19 protein-coding genes and 1 pseudogene are annotated in these 20751 nt (G+C 64.3%); 14 read left to right on the top strand and 6 right to left on the bottom strand.

All coding sequences use genetic code 11. The features are described from left to right. Positions 1-48 precede the first annotated feature (48 nt). The 4 genes from QF038_RS02855 (at position 49) to QF038_RS02840 (ending at position 4220) form a co-directional block, all read left to right on the top strand. Entirely contained in the window at positions 49-1359 is a 1311-nt protein-coding gene (locus QF038_RS02855) for an ABC transporter substrate-binding protein (RefSeq protein ID WP_307608555.1), read from the top strand. Positions 1360-1493: 134 nt separating this feature from the next. Further along, on the top strand, positions 1494-2465 hold the full coding sequence (locus QF038_RS02850) for a carbohydrate ABC transporter permease (RefSeq protein ID WP_307608553.1): 972 nt from the start codon (positions 1494-1496) through the stop codon (positions 2463-2465). Further along, positions 2462-3373 (top strand): carbohydrate ABC transporter permease, encoded by a 912-nt coding sequence (locus QF038_RS02845; protein WP_307608550.1) that lies wholly within the window; start codon positions 2462-2464, stop codon positions 3371-3373. The genes QF038_RS02850 and QF038_RS02845 overlap by 4 nt, the downstream gene beginning before the upstream one ends. Before the next feature lie 58 nt (positions 3374-3431). Continuing rightward, positions 3432-4220 (top strand): DeoR/GlpR family DNA-binding transcription regulator, encoded by a 789-nt coding sequence (locus QF038_RS02840; protein ID WP_307608548.1) that lies wholly within the window; start codon positions 3432-3434, stop codon positions 4218-4220. 11 nt (positions 4221-4231) lie between these two features. Here QF038_RS02840 and QF038_RS02835 read toward each other — a convergent pair whose 3' ends face one another. Both QF038_RS02835 and QF038_RS02830 read right to left on the bottom strand, forming a co-directional pair. Further along, entirely contained in the window at positions 4232-5260 is a 1029-nt protein-coding gene (locus QF038_RS02835) for a LacI family DNA-binding transcriptional regulator (RefSeq protein WP_373461502.1), read from the bottom strand. Between the two features lie 8 nt (positions 5261-5268). Beyond that, the gene (locus QF038_RS02830) at positions 5269-6468 is read right to left on the bottom strand and encodes a Gfo/Idh/MocA family protein (RefSeq protein WP_307608544.1); all 1200 of its coding nucleotides are present in this window, start codon (positions 6466-6468) and stop codon (positions 5269-5271) included. Positions 6469-6678: 210 nt separating this feature from the next. Between QF038_RS02830 and QF038_RS02825 the strand changes: the two are divergent. The 5 genes and pseudogenes from QF038_RS02825 (at position 6679) to aroQ (ending at position 12872) form a co-directional block, all read left to right on the top strand. Further along, positions 6679-7621: pseudogene (locus tag QF038_RS02825) on the top strand (carbohydrate ABC transporter permease). Between the two features lie 10 nt (positions 7622-7631). Beyond that, complete coding sequence (locus tag QF038_RS02820; RefSeq protein ID WP_307608542.1) at positions 7632-8558, top strand: carbohydrate ABC transporter permease; 927 nt, start codon at positions 7632-7634, stop codon at positions 8556-8558. A 41-nt stretch (positions 8559-8599) separates the two neighbouring features. Beyond that, entirely contained in the window at positions 8600-9940 is a 1341-nt protein-coding gene (locus QF038_RS02815; RefSeq protein WP_307608540.1) for a sugar ABC transporter substrate-binding protein, read from the top strand. 151 nt (positions 9941-10091) lie between these two features. Then, on the top strand, positions 10092-12278 hold the full coding sequence (locus QF038_RS02810; protein ID WP_307608538.1) for an alpha-galactosidase: 2187 nt from the start codon (positions 10092-10094) through the stop codon (positions 12276-12278). 135 nt (positions 12279-12413) lie between these two features. Then, on the top strand, positions 12414-12872 hold the full coding sequence (gene aroQ, locus QF038_RS02805; protein ID WP_307608536.1) for a type II 3-dehydroquinate dehydratase: 459 nt from the start codon (positions 12414-12416) through the stop codon (positions 12870-12872). 46 nt (positions 12873-12918) lie between these two features. Here the strand turns inward: aroQ and QF038_RS02800 are convergent, their stop codons facing one another. Further along, the gene (locus QF038_RS02800) at positions 12919-14103 is read right to left on the bottom strand and encodes a MarP family serine protease (RefSeq protein WP_307608534.1); all 1185 of its coding nucleotides are present in this window, start codon (positions 14101-14103) and stop codon (positions 12919-12921) included. 183 nt (positions 14104-14286) lie between these two features. Between QF038_RS02800 and QF038_RS02795 the strand changes: the two genes are divergently transcribed. The 3 genes from QF038_RS02795 (at position 14287) to QF038_RS02785 (ending at position 15740) form a co-directional block, all read left to right on the top strand. Continuing rightward, positions 14287-14964: a Crp/Fnr family transcriptional regulator gene (locus QF038_RS02795; RefSeq protein WP_091422637.1), complete on the top strand. Its 678-nt coding sequence runs from the start codon at positions 14287-14289 to the stop codon at positions 14962-14964. A gap of 202 nt (positions 14965-15166) precedes the next feature. Then, on the top strand, positions 15167-15451 hold the full coding sequence (locus QF038_RS02790; protein WP_307608530.1) for a GIY-YIG nuclease family protein: 285 nt from the start codon (positions 15167-15169) through the stop codon (positions 15449-15451). A gap of 106 nt (positions 15452-15557) precedes the next feature. Next, the gene (locus QF038_RS02785; protein ID WP_307608528.1) at positions 15558-15740 is read left to right on the top strand and encodes a hypothetical protein; all 183 of its coding nucleotides are present in this window, start codon (positions 15558-15560) and stop codon (positions 15738-15740) included. 32 nt (positions 15741-15772) lie between these two features. Here QF038_RS02785 and QF038_RS02780 read toward each other — a convergent pair whose 3' ends face one another. The 3 genes from QF038_RS02780 to QF038_RS02770 are packed head-to-tail and all read right to left on the bottom strand — an operon-like array spanning position 15773 to position 17390. Continuing rightward, a complete protein-coding gene (locus QF038_RS02780; RefSeq protein ID WP_307608526.1) occupies positions 15773-16684 on the bottom strand; it encodes an NUDIX hydrolase in 912 nt (303 codons plus the stop codon). 15 nt (positions 16685-16699) lie between these two features. Then, the gene (locus QF038_RS02775; protein ID WP_307608524.1) at positions 16700-17233 is read right to left on the bottom strand and encodes a RidA family protein; all 534 of its coding nucleotides are present in this window, start codon (positions 17231-17233) and stop codon (positions 16700-16702) included. Position 17234: 1 nt separating this feature from the next. Then, positions 17235-17390, bottom strand: coding sequence for a DUF4177 domain-containing protein (locus QF038_RS02770; protein ID WP_003797879.1), 156 nt, complete (start codon positions 17388-17390; stop codon positions 17235-17237). Between the two features lie 37 nt (positions 17391-17427). Between QF038_RS02770 and QF038_RS02765 the strand changes: the two genes are divergently transcribed. Continuing rightward, positions 17428-19746, top strand: coding sequence for a transglycosylase domain-containing protein (locus QF038_RS02765; RefSeq protein ID WP_307608522.1), 2319 nt, complete (start codon positions 17428-17430; stop codon positions 19744-19746). Positions 19747-19752: 6 nt separating this feature from the next. Further along, positions 19753-20700 carry a metallophosphoesterase gene (locus tag QF038_RS02760; protein WP_307608520.1) on the top strand — a complete coding sequence of 316 codons (948 nt, stop codon included), beginning with the start codon at positions 19753-19755 and terminating at the stop codon, positions 20698-20700. The last annotated feature ends 51 nt before the right edge of the window (positions 20701-20751 follow it).

Genomic DNA, 20751 nt, shown 5'->3' with positions numbered 1-20751 from the left:
GAGGCATGTGAGGTGTCTCACATGCGGCTATTTTTCAAGGGAGAGAACATGGCTTCACAGTTTGATGCGTCTGCAACTGCATTTCCGAGCAGGCGGAGCATCCTCAAGACCGTCGGCGTAGGCGCAGCTGGCCTGGCCGGCATCCCGTTCCTCGCGGCCTGTACGGGCGGAAGCGCCCCGTCCGCCTCGGGCTCCGACTCCCCCGGCCTGACATTCGGTTCCGGATCCTCCGACGACGTCCCCAAGCGGGCCTACCAGGCCGTCACTGACGCTTTCACGGCCAAGACCGGCAAGAAAGTCACCACCAACGTGGTGCCCCACAATGATTTCCAGAACAAGATCAATTCCTACCTGCAGGGGTCTCCGGACGATACGTTCACCTGGTTTGCCGGCTACCGCATGCAGTACTACGCCGGCAAGGGCCTCCTCGCACCGATCGATGATGTGTGGGAAACCATCGGCGGCAACTACTCCGATGCCCTGAAGAAGGCCTCCACGGGCCCGGACGGCAAGATGTACTTCGTCCCCAACTACAACTACCCGTGGGGCTTCTTCTACCGGAAGAGCCTCTGGGCCGAGAAGGGCTACGAGGTGCCGGAAACCTTCGACGCCCTCAAGACCCTTGCGGCCAAGATGCAGGCGGACGGCATCATCCCCATCGGCTTTGCCGACAAGGACGGCTGGCCGGCCATGGGCACGTTCGACTACATCAACATGCGGCTCAACAGCTACCAGTTCCATGTGGACCTCTGCTCGCACAAGGAATCCTGGGACCAGCAAAAGGTCAACGCGGTCTTTGACACCTGGTCGGCCCTGCTTCCCTTCCAGGATCCGGCGGCCCTCGGCCAGACCTGGCAGGACGCCGCCAAGGCTCTGGAAGCGAAAAAGACCGGCATGTACCTGCTCGGCTCCTTCGTCACTCAGCAGTTTACGGACCCTGCGGTGCTGGCGGACATCGATTTCTTCGCGTTTCCGGAGATCGCGATGGAAGGCCGCGACGCCGTCGAAGCCCCCATCGATGGCCTCCTGCTGTCCAAGAAGGGCGGGGAAAACAAAACGGCGCGCGACTTCATGGCCTTCCTCGGCACCGCCGAGGCCCAGGATGCCTATGCCGCCGTGGACGCGTCGAACATCGCCACCGCCAAGGGGACGGACACCTCCAAGTTCAGCCCGCTCAACAAGAAATGTGCGGATACCATCGCGGACGCGAAGTACATCAGCCAGTTCTTCGACCGCGACGCCCTCCCCGCCATGGCCAACAATGTGATGATCCCGGCCCTGCAGAGCTTCATCAAGGACGGAAAGATGGACGTCAAAAACCTTGAGGCCCAGGCTAAGACGCTCTACGCCGCGCAGTAGTTCCAGGGCTGCACCTTCCAGCCAGCCCTCGCCGCCTTACCGGCGACCAGCCAGGAAGGGAACGACGACGGCGGCGCAGGCCCGCGCCGTCGTCGTTCCCTCCCAGCGTCCGCACCAACAAAGGGAAGACTTCCATGAGCAGCATCGCACAAGAACTGATCCCGCCCGAAGCGCGGGAACCCGGCGGCGGCCGTATCCGCCGGACCAAAGGCGGGCGGGTCCGCCGCCTTTCCCGACGGGACAAAGTAGTCCTGTCCCTGATGGTGGGGATCCCCACCCTGATCGAACTGGCCATGGTGTGGCTGCCGATGCTGATGTCGGTAGGGCTCAGCTTCACCCGCTGGAACGGCCTGGACCTGGGCGACATCCGCCCCGCCGGCACGGAGAACTATCAATTCATCTCCCAGGACTATCCACCGTTCTGGCCGGCTGTGCAGCACAACATGCTGTGGCTCCTGTTCCTGGCCCTGATTGCCACACCGCTGGGGTTGCTGCTGGCCGTACTCCTTGACCAGAACATCCGCGGCAGCAAGATCTACCAGAGCATCTTCTTCGCGCCCGTGATGTTGTCGCTGGCCCTGATCGGCATCATCTGGCAGCTCTTCTACCAGCGCGACAACGGACTTTTGAACTTCCTGCTGGGCACCGCGGGGACACCGCAGGCTGTTGACTGGTTCGGGGACTCCTCCGTGAACATCTGGGCAGCCATGATCGCCGCCACATGGCGGCATGCCGGCTACGTCATGCTCCTGTACCTGGCCGGGCTGAAGGGCGTGGACCCGAGCCTGAAGGAGGCCGCGGCCATCGACGGGGCCAGCGCCGTGCAGACTTTCTTCCGCGTGGTCTTTCCTGCCATGCGGCCTATCAACATCGTCATTGTGGTGATCACCATCATCGAATCACTGCGGGCCTTTGACGTGGTGTACGTCATTAACCGCGGCACCAACGGCCTGGAAATGCTCAGCGCCCTGGTGATCCAGAACCTGGTGGGCGAAGGCCAGGTGATCGGCGTGGGCTCCGCCCTGGCAGTGGTGCTGCTGGTCATTTCCCTCGTCCCCATCGTCTTCTACCTCAGCCGCACCTTTGGCAAGGAGAACAAAGCATGAGCACCACCACAGCACGCCCGGGCACCATTAATACCGCGGCGCTGCGGTCCGGCAGCAGGCCCAAGCGCCATTATGGAACCCACATTTTCCTCACGGTCATGGCGGTGATGTGGCTGGTTCCGCTCGGCTGGTCCCTCTTCACGGCCCTCCGGCCGGTGGCATCTACGAACGAACATGGCTACTTCAGCCTTGCCGGTGACTTCAACTTCGACAACTTCATCCAGGCCTGGACCCAGGGCGGGTTCGCCACATACTTCTGGAACTCCATCATCCTCACCGTCCCGGCGGTGCTCCTGACCCTGTTTCTGGCCTCCCTCATGGCCTTCGCCGTGAGCCGCGTCAACTGGAAGTTCAACGTCACCCTGCTCATCATGTTCACTGCCGGCAACCTGCTGCCGCCGCAGGTCCTGGCCGCGCCGCTGTTCGAGATGGCCAAGCACTTCGAGGTGCCCTACACCTTCAGCGATTCCGGCAACATGCTCAACACCTACATTGTGGTGATCGCAGTCAACACCGCGTTCCAGATGGGATTTTGCACCTTTGTGCTGTCCAACTACATGAAAGCACTCTCCGCCGACCTCACCGAAGCCGCCCTGGTGGACGGCGCCGGCATTTGGCGGCAGTACCGGGAAATCATCCTGCCGCTCTGCAGGCCCGCTTTTGCGGCACTGGGTACCCTGCAGGTCATCTTCATCTATAACGACTACTTCTGGCCCCTCCTGTTCATCCAGAGCGGCAACCGGCTTCCGATCACCACGGCCATCAACAACCTCCAGGGACAGTTCCTGAGCAACTACAACCTCCTGGCCGCAGGGGCCGTCATCACGGTGATTCCCACGCTGGTGATCTACCTGCTGCTGCAGCGGCAGTTTGTTGCGGGCCTGACTCTTGGTTCCAGCAAGGGGTAGACCATGATGGACTCTGACGGGAACAGCGCTCCCCCTCCCGCAGCACGAAAGGAACCCCATGCTCCCCGCAGCACGCCACCAGGCCATCGTGGACGCCGTCCAGCGCGAACGGGTTGTCCGCGTCTCGGACCTCGCCCAGCAATTGGGTGTCTCACTGATGACGGTCCGCCGGGACATCGAGCTGCTGGAGGAAGGCGGCAAGCTGGAGCGGATCCACGGCGGAGCCAAGCTTCCTGGCGATGCCAGCACCCACGAGCCCGGCTTTGAGCTTAAGTCCACGCAGCTGACGGCGGAGAAGCGTGCCATCGCCGTTGAAGCTGCCGCGCTGGTCCAGGAAGGAATGGCCGTTGGCCTCAGCGCCGGGACCACCACCTGGGCACTGGCCAAGGAACTGGTCAATGGACCACAGATCACGGTGGTCACCAACTCCGTGCGCATCGCCGACCTGTTCCATCACGCTGCGTCAACCGGCCCGGCCCGCTACAGCTCCACCGTGATCCTGATCGGAGGCCAGCGAACGCCGTCGGACGCGCTGGTGGGCCCCATCGCCACCAGCGCCCTGAAGCTGCTGCACCTGGACCTGCTGTTCCTGGGTGTCCACGGTATGGACGCGACGGCAGGCTTCACCACGCCCAACCTGCTCGAAGCCGAAACGAACCGCGCCTTTGTGGCCGCCGCAAGGAAGACTGTGGTGCTTGCGGACCATACCAAGTGGGGGGTGCTGGGCATCAGTTCCATTGCCTCACTGGAGGAAGTGGACGAGGTGATCAGTGATCCCGGACTTGGTTCCGAGGCACAACGTGTCCTGCAGGAGAGGGTAGGCAGGCTGCGGCTGGCCGCAGCCTAGGATCAGCCAGGCTAAGGGCAGCCGCAGGACTGCCGGACCTGCAGTTCGGCCGGGAAGATGAGGTGTTCGGATTCCTGGTTGCGGTGGGCCCCGATGAGGGCACTGACGGCGGCCTCCGCCATGGCTTTTGCCGGCTGTTTCACCGTGGTGAGGGGAGGCCAGCTGTACTCCGCCTCGGCCGAGCCGTCGAAGGAAGCCAGGGCGATGTCCCTGGGGATTGACAAGCCCGCTTCATGCAGTGCCCGAAGGATACCCACCGCCTGCAGGTCGGAGGTGGCGAAGATAGCCGTGGGACGGCTTGCTGCGGCCAGGAGGCGTTTCCCGGCGGCATAGCCGCCCTCCCGCGTGAACGGGGTGCGGACAATGGGACCTTCGGACAGGCCGGCCGCGGCAAGGGCCTGGAGCCAGCCCTCTTCACGGCCGTCATAGTAGTTGCCCGTGTTGGTTCCCATGGCCAGGGCGATATTGGTGTGCCCGTGGCCGATCAGATGTTCCACGGCTGTTTTCGCCCCGGCCACCAGGTCAACGCCCACGCTGTTGAATCCCGGAGCGTCGGCACTGTGGTTCAGCAGGACAACAGGAATCTCCGCAGATTCAAGTTCCGGCAGGGCAGGTTCCATCAAAACACTGGAAAGGATCACCCCGTCCACCTGTCGTGCCGCAAGGTTGCGGAGGTTCCGCAGTTCCTTGGCAAGGTTTCCGTCCGAGTTGGTCAGCAACAGGGCGTATCCCAGTTCGGCGGCCGCATCTTCCACGGCATGGGCCAGCAGCGAGAAGAAGGAGTTGCTGTTGTCCGGAATGACCAGCCCTATTGTTTCGCTGGATCCGAGCTTCAGGGCCCGGGCGGCAGCATTCGGGCGGTACCCCAGCCGGCGGATGGCGTCCTGTACTTTGGCTTCCGTTGCGGGCGCCACTTTTTTGGGCCCTCCATTGACTACATAACTCACGACGGCGGTGCTGACGCCCGCGAAGCGCGCAACGTCCTTGCGCGTCACCGGCCCGCGCGGGGACGGCACTGCCGAAGTGGTCATGGAGTACATGCTAGCTATCAGTAGGCCGGGGCGTCGCCGAAGTCGCGGATGGGCAGCCGCGCGCCGTTTTGCTGGGCCGACTGGTGGGCCACGATCCCGGGCAGGGTGTAGCGGGCCGCCACCCAGGCGTTGACTGGCGGAAGCGTGCCCGTGTTCACGGCGGTCACAAAATCATCCACGAGGAAGTGGTGGCTGCCTTCATGCCCGTTGGGTGCACCGCGGAACTCTTCCGGCAGCCGCTCGGCGTTGTGGACGGGGGCGAGGCCGGACACAAAAGCGTCCCGGAGCTCAGGGGCCACGTTAGCCAGTGAAGGATCATCCAGGGACATGCTGGGCCGCGTTTCCACCTGCTCCGAAATGTCATGGACGTTCATTTTGTCCTGCCAGACGGTCACCTTCGCCAGCTGCTCGAAGCTTGCCTCCGTACCAAAGAACCTGAACCGGGACTCCCGGATGTGGGACGGATAGCCCACGCGGCGCATTTCATTGGTACGCATCACGCCGCCGTCGTTCAGTTCAAAGAGCGCCGTGGCGTTGGAAAAGTCGTTGCCGAACATGCTGACGGCCTGATCGAACACGCCGTCGTTCCGGTCATCCCGGACCCCCACGCAGCTGACGCTGACGGCGTGCGCCGGAACGGCGCCGAGCACACCCCCGATGGCGTGGGTGGGGTAGAGCATCGGCGGGTAGCTGGCGGTCTCCTTCCAGCGGTCGCCGCCGCTGTACTGGTAGGCGTCGTAAAAGCCGAGGTCCATGTCGTGGACGTAGTCGCCCTCCGAGTAGAAGATCCGGCCGAACCGCCCGGCTGCATGCTGCTCCCGCGCATATACAGTGGCCGGGTTGTAATAGCTGGTCTCCCCCATCATGTACACCAGCCCGGTGTCGCGGACGGCGTCAATGATGCGCGCAATCTCTTCTTCCGAAACGGCCATGGGGACGGCCGAGTACACATGCTTGCCCGCGCGCAGCGCCTGCTCCACCAGCGGGCCATGGGTCCAGCGCTGAGTGAAGATCGCAACCGCGTCGACGTCGGAAGCGAGCAGTTCCTCAAAACTCCCCTTGGACCCTGCGAGGTGGTAGCGCTCCCGGGCTTCGGCGGCACGCTCGGGCCGCTCGTCCACCACGTACACGTCGCTGACCCCCGGGTGGAGGTTGAAAAGGTGTGCGAACTGCCCGCCGAACTGTCCTGCGCCGAGTACACCGATCGAAAACGTCATTGTCTGCCTTTCCCGCGTTGCGAGGGCGCCAAGGCAGGCGCCCTCCATCAGGAAGCCAGTGTTGCACTTGCTTCTACTCGAGTCAATAAGCCAGCAGGTGAACTAATCCGGCAAGAAACAGCAGCAAAAGTGATCCTTGCGGCGCTACTTCTACTCGTGTAGATTGCTTTCCAACTTGTTACCCCCGTCACAGTCAGGAAAGGGTCGAAGATGACCACCCTTGCCAAACACCCAAGATCTGTTTCGTCCGTACCGGAAAAACCGAAGCGCGCTGGCGGCTTCCGCCAGCTCGGGGACCTCAAGATCGCACTGCTTTTCATCGCCCCGGCAATGATCGGGTTCATCGCCTTCTACGTGGTCCCCACCATCCGCGGCATGTACCTCAGCTTCACCGAGTACAACATCCTCGGAGACCCGGAATGGGTAGGGGTGGACAATTACACGGCTATCGCCAGGGACCCGCTGTTCTGGAATTCCCTGGCCGTCACAGGCCAGTACGTTTTCCTGAACATCGTCCTGCAGACCGCACTGGCCCTGGGCCTGGCGCTCCTTATGCACCAGGTGGTCAAATCCACCATCATCCGCGGCGCCCTGCTGATGCCTTACCTGATGTCCAACGTCATCGCCGCACTGCTGTGGTTCTGGATGCTCGACTACCAGATCGGCGTGGTGAACCAGTTGATCGAGTGGGCGGGGCTCCCCCGCGTGGCATTCTTCGGCAGCGAGGAGTGGGCCATTCCCACCCAGGCCCTGATTAACACCTGGCGGCACATGGGTTACACAGCGCTGCTGATCTTCGCCGGCCTGCAGGCCATCCCGGGCCATGTGTACGAGGTGGCGAAACTGGACGGGGGCGTCAGCCTTCCAGACCTTCCGCAAGATCACCATTCCCCTGCTGCGTCCGGTCCTGGTGCTGGTACTGGTGGTGACGGTGATCGGTTCCTTCCAGGTCTTCGACACCGTTGCCGTGACCACCGCAGGCGGACCGGTCAACGCCACCCGCGTCATCCAGTACTACATCTACCAGCGCGCCTTCACCGAGTCGGATTTCGGCTACGGATCCGCCATCGCCGTCATTCTCTTCCTCATCCTCGCCCTGGTGGCCTTCATCCAAATGAAGTTCCTCAAGGGCAACGAGTCGGACCTGGACTAAGGAGTCCTCCATGACCACCACCGCAAGCCGGGCGCAGCTGCCGGCCGTAACCCGCCGCCGTCGTCCTTTCAACCTCCGTCGCGCCGCCGCCTGGGCCCTGCTGGTCCTTGCGATCGCCGTCTCCGTGCTTCCCTTCCTCTGGGTCCTGCGCACGGCACTGTCCACCAACAACGCCCTGGCCACCAACGCCGCCAGCCTGCTGCCGGCGGAGTTCAGCTTCGGCGCCTTCAAACGGGTCTTCGGGCTCCAGTCAGCGGCGGATGCCGTGGCTGAAGGCGGTTCCGGGGCACAAATCGACTTCTGGCTCTACCTGCGGAATTCGATCATCTTCTCTTCCATCACCACTGCGGGCGCAGTCTTCTTCAGCGCAATGGCCGCCTATGCCTTTGCACGCCTGCGCTGGAAGGGCCGGAACGCGGTCTTCAGCCTGTTCCTGGGCACCATGCTGGTCCCGCCGATTTTCACCGCCCTGCCCAACTTCCTGCTGATCAAGAACCTGGACCTGCTCAACACGATGCTCGGCATGGTCCTGCCCTACATCTTCATGACCCCCTTCGCCATCTTCTTCCTGCGGCAGTTCTTCCTGAACATGTCCCGCGAGGTGGAGGAGGCGGCCATGCTCGACGGCGCCAAGCACCTTCGCATCTTCTTCCAGATCGTCCTGCCCAACGCCGCAGCCCCCATCGCCACGCTTGCCCTGCTCACCTTCATTGGCCAGTGGAACGAATACTTCTGGCCCCTGCTGGTGGGATCCCAGGACGACGTCCGTGTGCTCCAGGTTGGCCTGGGCGTCTTCAAGTCCCAGTCGCCGCAGGGTGCCCCGGACTGGTCCGGCCTCATGGCCGCGACCCTCATCTCGGCCCTGCCAGTGCTGATCCTCTTCGCGGCCTTCGGCAAGAAGATCGTCAACTCCATCGGCTTCTCCGGCATCAAGTGACCACCACGCCATCCCTCCCCACCCGAACGGAAAGTAGAACCATGAAGAAAACCCTCGGCGCCGTCGCCGTCGCCGCAGCTGTGGCACTGTCCCTGTCCGCCTGCAGCGGATCCGCTTCCTCGGCTGAGTCCTCCAAGGGCGAGATCAGCTACTGGCTCTGGGACGCGAACCAGCTCCCGGCGTACCAGCAGTGCGCCGACGACTTCACCAAGGCCAATCCGGACATCAAGGTCAAGATCACCCAGCGCGGCTGGGACGATTACTGGAGCACCCTCACCAACGGCTTCGTGGGCGGCACGGCCCCGGACGTGTTCACCAACCACCTGGGCCGCTACGGTGAACTGGCCGAAAACAAGCAGCTGCTGGCCATCGACGACGCCGTCAAAAAGGACAACATCGATCTGACGGGCTACAACGAGGGCCTCGCCGATCTGTGGGTTGGCCAGGACGGCAAGCGCTACGGCCTGCCCAAGGACTGGGACACCATCGGCCTGTTCTACAACAAAGCCATGCTGGCCAGCGCCGGCGTTACCGAGGACCAGATGAAGAACCTCACCTGGAACCCGGAGGACGGCGGCACATACGAAAAAGTTGTTGCCCACCTCACCGTGGACAAGAGCGGCAACCGCGGCGACGAGCCCGGCTTCGACAAGAACAACGTTGCCGTCTACGGGCTGGGCCTGAACGGCGGCGGCGACTCCTCCGGCCAGACCGAATGGAGCTACCTCACCAATACCACCGGATGGTCCCACACGGACAAGAACCCGTGGGGCACCCACTACAACTACGACGACCCCAAGTTCCAGGAAAGCATGGAATGGTTCGCCGGCCTGGCGGACAAGGGCTATATGCCCAAGCTGGAAACCACTGTGGGGGCAGCCATGGCAGACACGTTCGCGGCAGGCAAGTCCGCCATCAACGCCCATGGTTCTTGGATGATTGGCCAGTACACCGGCTACAAGGGCATCGAAGTGGGCATCGCCCCCACCCCGGTGGGGCCGGAGGGCGAGCGTGCCTCAATGTTCAACGGCCTGGCGGACTCCATCTGGGCCGGTACCAAGAAGAAGGATGCCTCCATCAAGTGGGTGGAATACCTCGCCTCGGCCGACTGCCAGGACGTTGTAGCTGCCAAGGCCGTAGTCTTCCCCGCGCTCAAGGCATCCTCGGACAAGGCCGCGGAAGCGTTCGCCGCCAAGGGTGTGGACGTCTCCGCCTTCACCGAGCACGTCAAAAACAAGACCACGTTCCTGTACCCGATCACGGACAACACCGCAAAGGTCAAGGGCATCATGGAGCCCGCCATGGACGCCGTGGTCTCCGGCAAGGCGCCCGCAAGCTCCCTCACCCAGGCCAACGAACAGGTCAACGCCCTGTTCAAGTAGGCCCCCAAACGTGGCTGCGTATGTGGTCGCAGCCACTGCGCCGGATGCCGCCGTTCCCCTCCTCGCGGCGGCGGCATCCGGCCACCCCTTCCCCTTGCTTTCCTCCCGTGCGTAACTTAAGGCGCACCCCTTGAACACTGAAAGAGATCCTATGGACCCCCTCCACCTCCGTTCCGCCGGCACCAGCCTGGTGATCAGTTTCAACAGCGGGGAGGCCGAGATCATCCATTGGGGCGCGGATCTTGGCAGCACCCTTCCGGACCTCGCCATCCTCGGCGAGCCCGTCCCCCACTCCGCCATCGACGCCACCGTACCCGCCGGCCTCCTGCCCCAGGCCTCCTCCAGCTGGCGCGGCCGCCCGGGCCTGCGCGGGCACCGCATGGCCGACGGCGTCTCCGGACTGGACTTCTCCCCGCGCCTTCGCACCGTGGCAGCACATGCCGAGGGCACTACGGCGGTCATCACCCAGGCCGACGCCGAGGCGGGCCTCAGCGTGGAGTCCACCCTGGCACTGCATGACGGCGGCCTGCTGGAACTGCGGCATACCGTCACCAATGACGGCACCACTCCTTACCAGCTGGACGAGCTGGCCACCATCCTCCCGGTGGCGCCTGACGCCGTCGAACTCCTCGACCTGACCGGCCGCTGGTGCCGGGAAAACCACCCACAGCGCCGCGCCATCCAGCAGGGCACCTGGGTACGGACCGGCCGGCACAGCCGCACCGGCCACGATTCGTCCCTGCTGCTCGCCGCCGGAACCCCGGGTTTCGGCAACCGCCACGGCAAGGTCTGGGCCACCCACCTGGCCTGGAGCGGCAACCACGAGCAGTTCACCGACACCATCGGCGACGGCCGCACCATGATCGGCGGATCCGAACTCCTGGGACCGGCCGAGGTCATCCTCGCGCCCCATGGCAGCTACACCACGCCCGCCCTGTTCGCCGCCTACTCGGACCGCGGACTGGACGGCATCAGCGAGGCGTTCTACAGCTGGTTCCGGTCCCGCCCCCACCACGTGCTGCCGGCCGCCGGCGGCGGCAAACCACGTCCCGTGGTGCTGAACACGTGGGAAGCTGTTTACTTCGACCACAACCTGTCCGCTCTGATCGAGCTCGCCGATTCGGCCGCGGACCTCGGCGTGGAACGTTTTGTGCTCGACGACGGCTGGTTCCGCGGCCGCCGGGACGATCACGCCGGGCTCGGCGACTGGTACGTCGATGAGACCCTGTGGCCGGACGGGCTGACCCCGCTGATCGACGCCGTCACGTCTCGCGGCATGGAATTCGGCCTTTGGGTGGAACCGGAAATGGTCAACCTCAATTCGGACATCGCCCGTGCACACCCGGAGTGGATCGTGGGCCCGGCCGCCCTGTCGCACAAGGACGGCGGCCGGCTGCCCCTGGAATGGCGGAACCAGCACGTCATCGACCTCGTCAACCCTGACGCCTGGCAGTACATCTTCGACCGCATCGACGCCCTGCTGCGCGACAACAGGATCAGCTACCTGAAGTGGGACCAGAACCGGGACCTGCTTGAGCACGGACATGCCGGACGCGCCTCCGTCCACGAGCAGACCCTGGCCGCCTACCGGCTGTTCGACGAGCTCAAGAAGGCGCACCCCGGCGTCGAAATTGAAAGCTGCTCCTCCGGTGGCGCCCGCGTGGACCTGGGGATCCTGGAGCGGACGGACCGGATCTGGGCCTCGGACTGCAACGACGCGCTGGAACGCCAGAGCATCCAGCGGTGGACCGGGCTGGTGGTACCGCCGGAGCTGGTGGGCGGGCACATCGGGCCCACCACGTCACACACCACGGCCCGCACCCATGACTTGTCCTTCCGCGCCATCACCGCCCTCTTTGGCCACTTCGGCATGGAGTGGGACGTCCGGCAGGTCACGGGTGCCGAGCGGGAGGAGCTCAAGCGGTTCATCGGCCTGTACAAGGAGCACCGCGACCTCATCCACAGTGGGCGGATGGTCCGCGCGGACGTTCCGGATGAGTCGCTGATGATGCACGGCACAGTCGCTGCCACGTCACCGGAGGCAGGCACGACGGCGGCCCTGTTCGCCTTGGTCAGCACCCGGACGGCGTTCGCCGAGCAGCCCGGCAAGGTGGCCATCCCCGGCCTGGAGCAGGACCGCGACTACCGGGTGGAGGCCATCTTCCCGGCCCCGGGGGACGCCGACTACGGCCATACTTTCATCCATGTCCAGCCGCCCGCCTGGCTGGCGGACGGTGCTGTGGCCAACGGCCGCTTCCTGGCCGAGGTGGGCCTGCCGATGCCGATCCTCAACCCGGAGCACGCGCTGCTGCTGCGCTTCACCGCACTCGGTGATTGAGCCCGTCGAAACCGGTGCTTGAGCCCGTCGAAACCGGTGGTTGAGCCTGTCGAAACCGGCCGGCAAGCTCAACCACCGGGGCCTGTTGACCGTAAGAAATGCGTCCCGGGCAGTCGCAGCACTAGATTTGCATTCATGACTGAAGCCACCACCGCAAAGCGCCGCGGTACCATCCTGGTAATCAACGGACCCAACCTGAACTTACTGGGGACCCGCGAGCCGGAAAAATACGGCACGTCCACTCTGGCTGATGTGGAGGAACTGGCCGCCCGCACTGCTAAGGGGCACGGTTTCGCAGTCGAATGCGTACAGTCAAACCACGAGGGCGTCCTGCTGGACGCGATTCACGCCGCCCGGGGATCCGCCGTCGGAATTGTCCTTAACGCCGGCGCCTTCACGCACACATCCGTGGCGCTTCGTGATGCCCTCGCAGCGGTCCAGCTTCCCGCGGTGGAAGTGCACATCACCAACGTGCACCAGCGCGAGGAATTCCGGCACCACTCGTTCCTGTCGCCGGTGTGCTCCGCGGTCATCGTGGGCGCCGGAGTGTTCGGCTACAAGCTGGCCATCGACTACCTCGCGGAAGTCCTCTAAGGCCCACTTCCCGATACTTCTCCGGCTGCCGCTACTACTGCTGCAGCTACTTCTGGATGCACTGCCCTGAGGAAACGGGTGCGCTCAGTGACGCCGCCTGCGAGGCTACCGGGTTGAGGTCGTCCATGGTGATGGCGAAGCCCATCTCGGCATCGGACGTCGCCTTCGCGAAGATCACACCGGCCACCTGGCCGTCCGTGGTCAGGAGCGGGCCACCGGAGTTGCCGGGCTGGACATTTCCGGCCAGCCGGTAGATGTCCTCCGGCGACGGGTTGCCGCCGTAGATGTCAGGCACCAGAACTGTGGTGATGTCCTGGATGGTGGCGGGCCGGGACTGGAAAGGCCCGCCGTGCGGGTAGCCGGCGAACGCGGCCAGGCTGCCGCTGGGCAGGTCGGCACTCAGCGGCAGCGGCTGGACGGGCAGGTCCTCCACGGCGAGCACGGCGAGGTCATGCCTGGTATCGAAGTAGACAACGCGCCCGGGCATGGCTCCGCCGTCGGACATCTCCACCACCGGCTCCGACACGCCCGCCACGACATGCGCGTTTGTGACTACGCGCTCCTCCGAAACAACGAAGCCGGTGCCGGTCTGGTTCTGGCCGCACTGGTACGCTGTTCCGGCAATTTTCAGCACGGATTCGGCAGCGCGGTTCAGGGCGGGGGTGTCAGTGCTGGCGTCCGGCACAGGTACGGCCTGGCCCTGGTCCAGGCCTTCAATCAGGGTGGGGATGCCGTTGCCGATCACTTCCGACCGCAGCTGTGCCATGGTGGCTTTCACCGGGTCCGGTGTCATGCCGTCAATGAAACGGATCACTTTGGATTCGGCGAGCTGCTGCGAAACGAACGGCACACCCAGGGAGCCAATGCTGAAGGCCAGCATGGACATGACCAGGGCCGAAACCACCAGGTTCACGGCGCCGCCCACCAGGCGGTCAACAGCCCGCAGAGGCCTGATCCGCATAGCCCCGCGGATCTGCCGGCCGATCATGGTTCCCAAACCGTGACCCAGCACCACCAGTGCGACGGCGGCGGCCACGATGGCGGTCAGCCTCCACCCCGTATCGGCCACGAAGCCGCTCACCAAAGGGACGGCGAAAAAGGCGGCGATGGCTCCGGCAGCAAACCCGGCAATGCCGCCGACCGTGACGAGGAAGCCGTTGCGCAAGCCATAGGCCAGATAGGACAGCAGCGCCAGGATCAGGACGATGTCCAGGACAGTCAAGCCGACCACTAAGGCTCCTTATAAGCAGTTGTAGGCTCATTCTAGTGGCGCAGGCTGACAATCTTCTGGGGCTGCCGGCGCCCGTCCTGCCCGCCGTTGGGGCGTTTTGGCTGCCAAGTTCGTCACAGAACCTTGAAAATTCTGAAACAATGGCACAAGCGCCACAGCCGACACTTTTATTCAGGAGATTTTATGGACATCGAGGTACTGCGCCGAGCACCACTTTTCGCCACGCTCGACGACGACGCATTCCGTCTGCTGACGGACGAGCTCACCGAGGTGGACCTTTCCCGCGGTGCTTCGGTTTTCCGCGAGGGCGACCAGGGCGACCAGCTCTACTTCATCGTTTCCGGCAAGGTGAAGCTCGGGCGGACTTCCCCGGACGGCCGGGAGTCGCTCCTTGCCATCCTCGGCCCGGGTGAACTCTTCGGCGAAATGGCCCTGTTCGATCCGAGCCCGCGTACGGCCACCGCCACCGCAGTGTCGGAGACCCGCCTGGCCGGGCTCAGGAACGAAAGCCTGAACAACCTGCTCCGTACCCGCCCCGAGGTTTCCGCGCAGCTCCTGCAGGCCCTCGCCCGCCGTCTGCGCCGCACCAACGATTCCCTTTCCGACCTGGTGTTCTCCGACGTTCCCGGCCGCGTTGCCAAGGCACTCCTGGACCTGGCTGACCGCTTCGGCCGGCCTGCCACCGACGGCGTCCTCGTGGCCCACGAGCTCACCCAGGAGGAACTGGCCCAGCTGGTTGGCGCCTCCCGTGAGACCGTCAACAAGGCCCTTGCCGAGTTCGTCCAGCGCGGCTGGCTCCGCCTGGAAGCCCGCGCCGTGGTCATCCTGGACATGCAGCGCCTCCGCCAGCGCTCCCGCTAGGCTTCACAGCACAAAGGCCGCCCCAAGGGGCGGCCTTTTGCGTGTCCCGCCGGTTTAGCCGGTGGTTGAGCCCGTCGAAACCACACCCCGGTGGTTGAGCCTGTCGAAACCAAAAAAGTTGATTCTGCAAGAACTAGGGACATATCCACATAGCGGTTTCCGAGCCCCGGTTCGGGCACTGAAGCCGAACAATAATCGAGTCATGCCGTTCGCTTACATGCTTCAATGCGCCGATGGGTCTTACTACGTGGGCAGTACGAAGAACCTGGACGTACGCCTGGCACAACACCAGATTGGGGATGGGGCTGCTTATACCCGCCGCCGACGGCCTGTGAAACTCGTCTGGTTCGAGGAATTTAGCCGGGTGGACCAAGCCTTTGCGAGGGAGAAACAAGTACAAGGCTGGAGCCGTGCCAAGCGGGAAGCACTGATTACCGGAGATTACCTCCTACTGCCCGGGCTGTCGGGTGGTCCGGAAAGGCGTTAGTGCGAGCCGGGTTTCGACAGGTCAACCGCCGGCAGGGCCAACGGCTCCGGTTTCGACCGGCTCAACCACCCGAGCGGCGTAAAATTGGGCTTAGAGGTGCATGGCGATGTCCGGGGCTATGGTTGTTGTGTTGATCCTGTTGGGTCTGGCTTCCCTTGCCGGGATAGTCGGTACGGTGGTCTTGGTGATCCGGGACGGCCGCAGGCAGATTCCGCTGGAACCATCCGACAAGCCGTGGACCGCCGGGAACCTCCCCAGCCGCCCCTATTCGACGCTCCGCCGCATCTAGCGTTCAGAGTGGCTTCCGCGGTCGGGACGGCTTCAGCGTTCGCGCTGGGGATCCCCGGCCACTGTCTTGGCAGCCTCGACCTCAAGCAGCAGTTTCCCGTCTTCCACTACGAGCTGCGGTTGGTAGACGTGCGCCTTGCGCTTATAGCTGAGGTACGCGATGCAGCCGTTGGCCATGGCCATCTTTTCGAGCATGATCTCGGAGCCGGGCACCAGGAGCTCGCCGAGCGTGCGGCCCACAGTGTTCTCCTGGCCTACCTCGTCACCCAAGGCAGTAGTATCCCGCCCGGCAATGACCTCGGCAGCGTTCACCCACCTGCCCCAGACACCCTTGCCTTCGAGCAGGGTGGGCTGCTGGTTTAGCGGAACGGTGGCGGCAAAGTAACGGGTATCGAACCGGCGGTGGGCGAAGTCGGGGCTGCGCCAGTTAACCAGGGACTTCAGCAGGTCGGTCCGCAGCGACAGCCCCCGTTTGCCAAGGACCTCCGGGAACGTTTTTTCCTGCTCGGCCACGGCAAGGCGGGCACGCATCCATTCAGCGGTGGATGTTGCTTCAAACGTGGTGGCCATATCCGGGCCGGCAAGGAGCACGCCGGTCTCCTCGAAGAGTTCCCGGATGGCGCCCACCACGTGGCGCCGCGCCAGCCCGACGTCGTCCGTTCCCATTTGCTCGGCCCAATGCTGAGGTGAGGGACCCAGCCAGCCGACGGGGTCGTCGTCGCCAGCGTCCAGTGAGCCCCCGGGGAACGCGAGGACCCCCAGCGGCGAGGAACCGGGCCGGTACGCCAGCCAGGTTTCCAGGCCGGTGGGGGAATCACGCAGCAGGACTACGGATGATGCGAGGCGGGCGGCCCGAGGGCTCCTCTCGCCGTGTTCAAGCCAGCTCTGCGCTGCCCCTTCAAGGTCTTGAGGGAGTGCAAACAGGCGTCGGGCGAGCTGAGGCAAAGGAAGCGACCGGTCCTAGCTGAATTCGGCGATCAGTTCGACCTCTACCGGAGAGTCGAGCGGCAGCACCGAAACGCCGACGGCGGAACGGGCGTGCTGGCCAGCGTCACCAAGGACCCGGCCCAGCAGTTCAGAGGCGCCGTTGATCACACCGGGCTGTCCGGTGAAGGACGGGTCAGATGAGACGAATCCCACAACCTTGACGATCCGGGTGATCCGGTCAAGGTCGCCGATGACGCTCTTGACGGCTGCCAGCGCGTTCACGGCGCAGACCGCGGCGTACTGCCGGGCGTCCTCGGGCGAGACGGTGGGCTCGTCGGCATAACCTTCGGTCCCGGCTGAGACTTTGCCCGTAGCTGGGAGTTTGCCATTAATAAAAGGCAGCTGGCCGGAGGTGTAGACGTGGTTGCCCGAGATCACGGCAGGAACGTAGGCGGCCACCGGGGCGGCAACCTCTGGCAGGGTCAGTCCGAGGTCCGCCAGGCGCTGCTCAACAGCGGAAACGGGCTCGGCGGCGGTGCCGGACTGGGCTTGTGCGGAGCTGCTCATGCTACTGCTTCTCCCTCTTCAGGTAGGCAACCAAACCGTTTCCGTCGGGTCCGGGGACTACCTGGACGAGCTCCCAGCCGTCATCTCCCCACTGGTCCAGGATCTGTTTTGTGGCGTGAATAATGAGCGGAATCGTGGCGTACTCCCATTTGGTCATGAGAGAAAGACTAGTCCTTGCCGGTAAAGTGGAAAACATGGCGACTCGTAAGAACCCATTATTCGACACTGCCACCACCCTTGGAAAGATCCTCGTTTTCCTTGGCGTGAGTGCGATTTGTGGTGTCCTGGTAGCAGGCCTGCTGGTTCCCGCGGCAGCCGTCTCAGGCAGCGCGGCCAGCGGTTCGATCGAGTTCTTCGACACCCTGCCGGCAGAGCTGAAGGTGGACCCGCCCAACCAGACCACCAGGATCCTGGCCGCGGACGGCAGCGAGATCGCCAACGTCTACACGGAAAACCGCACCAAGGTTGCCCTGGAGCAGATTTCGCCCTTTATGAAGGAAGCTGTCATCGCCGTCGAGGACAGCCGTTTTTATGATCACGGCGGTGTAGACACCACCGGCATCCTGCGCGCGCTGGTCAGCACTGCGCGCGGCAACAAGCAGGGCGCGTCCACCATCACCCAGCAGTACGTCAACAACGTCCTCAACTCCAACCTCGCCGCCGAGGGCAACGAGGACCAGATCAAGCTCAACGGTGTCAACAAGGGCGTGGGCGACAAGCTCCGCGAAATGAAGCTGGCCATCGCCCTGGAGAAGGAGTTCAGCAAGGAGCAGATCCTTGAGGGCTACCTGAACATCGTGTTCTTCAACCGTGACGCCTACGGGGTGGAGGCTGCTTCGAGGTTCTTCTTCAGCACCTCCGCCAAGGACCTCTCGCTCCCGCAGGCTGCGCTGCTGGCCGGCCTCGTCAACAGCCCCTCTGCCTTCGACCCCATCAACAACCCGGAGGCCTCGAAAGAGCGCCGGGACCTGGTCCTGGGCCTGATGCTGAACCAGGGCAAAATCACCCAGGCAGACCATGACGCCGCCGTCGCCACTCCGGTGGAAACCAAGGTGACCCCGGCCCGCCAGGGCTGCGCCTATGCGTCCACCGCACCCTACTTCTGCGATTACGTCCTGCACCTGCTGGAGAACAACCCCGCATACGGCACCGACCTCAAAGAACGCCAGCGCCTGATCTACGGCGGGGGCCTCACCATCACCACCACGCTGGATCCGAACGCCCAGGCGACCGCCCAGGAGCAGGTCAACGCCTCCGCCGGCGCCAACCCGGACAAGTGGGGTGCCGCCATGGTTTCGGTGCAGCCCAACACGGGCAAGATCATCTCGATGGCCCAGAACACCAGCTTCCTGCCGGCCGAGGCGTCCTTCGACTCGCAGGTGAACTTCAACGTGGACAAGCTGGACAAGGACGGCAACGACCTCAACGGCCTCGGCGGCGCACAGCCCGGGTCCACCATGAAGCCCTTCACGTTCGCGGAATGGCTTAACGAGGGCAAGTCCATGAACACCGTGGTCAACGCCGCCCAGCGCATTTACCCGCTGAACTTCCCGTGGCGGAACACCTGCGGGAAGGTGACCGGCGGCTACAGCACAGCGCAGAAGAACCAGGGCCTTGGCACGGCGGACGACCTGCAGAACGCCGAACCCCAGTGGTACAAGCCCCTGTCGGTCCTGGAGGGCCTCTACAACTCCATCAACACGGTGACTTTTGCCTCAGCAGCCCAGCTGGACTTCTGCGGCATCCAGAAGGTGGTTGACGCCGTCGGACTCCACAGCGGCCTGCCGAACGCGGACGAGCCGAACCCGAAGATCAACATGTCCACCCTGGGCAACCTGCTCGGATCCACGCAGACCTCACCGCTGACCATGGCCAGCGCGTTCGCCACGTTCGCGAACGACGGCAAGTACTGCGAGGCCATCGCCATCACCTCGGTAAAGGACGGAACGGGCAAGGACCTGCCCGCACAGTCCACCAGCTGCCGGGACGCGATCAAGCCCGAGGTGGCCCGCGGCGTGAACTACGCGCTGCAGGAAGTCCTCAACCGGGGCTCCGGCTCGCTCATCCAGCCCCGGATCTCCACCCGGACCAGCTTCCCCATCGGTGCCAAGACCGGTACGTCCAACAACAACGGCTCCACCTGGGTTGTTGGCCACACCACCGGCCTGGCCACTGCTGCCTGGTTCGGCGATGCGCTGGGAGACCAGGGCCGCGCGGGGCAGAACATCACGGTCAACGGGAAGTTCTACCAGGGCATTGACGGTTACATGATCGCCGGGCCCATGTTCTCCAACTTCATGTCGAAGGTGGCCCCTGCGTATGGCACCAACCCGTTCCCGGCACCGCCGAGCAACCTGCTGAACGGCGGCGGAACCACGCGCAACACCACTCCCTCCGCACCGCAGGCCACCCAGGCCCCCTCGGCCCCGGCCGCCCCCCAGCCTGCCCCGCAGCCGAGCAGCAACGGAAACGGAAACGGCAGTGGAAACGGCAATGGAAACGGGAACGGCTAGCCGCCGATGGTCTCAACCAGTGCTTTGGCCAGCCGCGCCCGGACCATCGGGCGCGGCTTTGCCGTCACCGCAGGAGCCGGGGCAACGGCCGGACTGGCCGCCTTCGGGTACGGCCTGTGGGAGAAGAACCAGTTTGTCCTGCGCGAAGAGACGCTGGACATCCTCCCGCCCGGGCAGGCGCCGTTCCGCGTCCTGCATCTGAGCGACATCCACTTTGTGCCGGGCCAGGACAAAAAGGCAGCCTGGCTGGAGTCCCTCGCCGGCCTTGAACCGGACCTGGTGGTCAATACCGGTGACAACCTCAGCCACGCCAAGGCGGTGGACCCGCTGCTGAAGGCGCTCCGCCCCCTCATGGAGTTCCCCGGCGTATTTGTCCCTGGCTCCAACGACTACTTTGCCCCGAGCCTGAAAAACCCGGCGTCCTACCTGCTGGGCCCGTCCAAGGTGAAGCCTAAGCCGGTCCAGCTGGACTGGCCCCGCCTGCGCTCCGGCTTCGGCATGGGCGGCTGGATTGACCTGACCAACCGGCACCAGTCAGTGGCACTGAAGGGGATGCGGTTCGATTTTTCCGGTGTGGACGATCCCCACCTGAACCGGGAACGGTATGCCGGCTGGCCGCGTGGCACGGTCAACCAAAACGCCGTTCCGCACCTGCGCGTCGCCGTCATCCACGCCCCGTACCAGCGCGTGCTGGACCACTTCACCGAGGATGGCGCGGACCTGCTGCTCGCCGGGCACACCCATGGCGGCCAGCTGTGCGTACCCGGGTACGGCGCCCTGGTATCCAACTGCGACCTTCCCACCTGGCGCGCCAAGGGCCTGAATGACTGGCAGAGCAACGGAAGTACGACGCCGGTAAACGTCTCGGGCGGCATCGGCACCTCACGGTTCGCCCCCGTCCGCATCGCCTGCAGGCCCGAAGCAGTCCTGTTGACGCTCACCTCGCCCAACTGACCCTGTTGCGCTATCAGGTTTGGTTCCCAACGAGCACTTTTGGCGACCACA

Source organism: Pseudarthrobacter sp. W1I19 (assembly GCF_030817835.1).
Lineage (GTDB): Bacteria > Actinomycetota > Actinomycetes > Actinomycetales > Micrococcaceae > Arthrobacter.
This window is presented reverse-complemented; position numbering and strand designations above follow the sequence as displayed.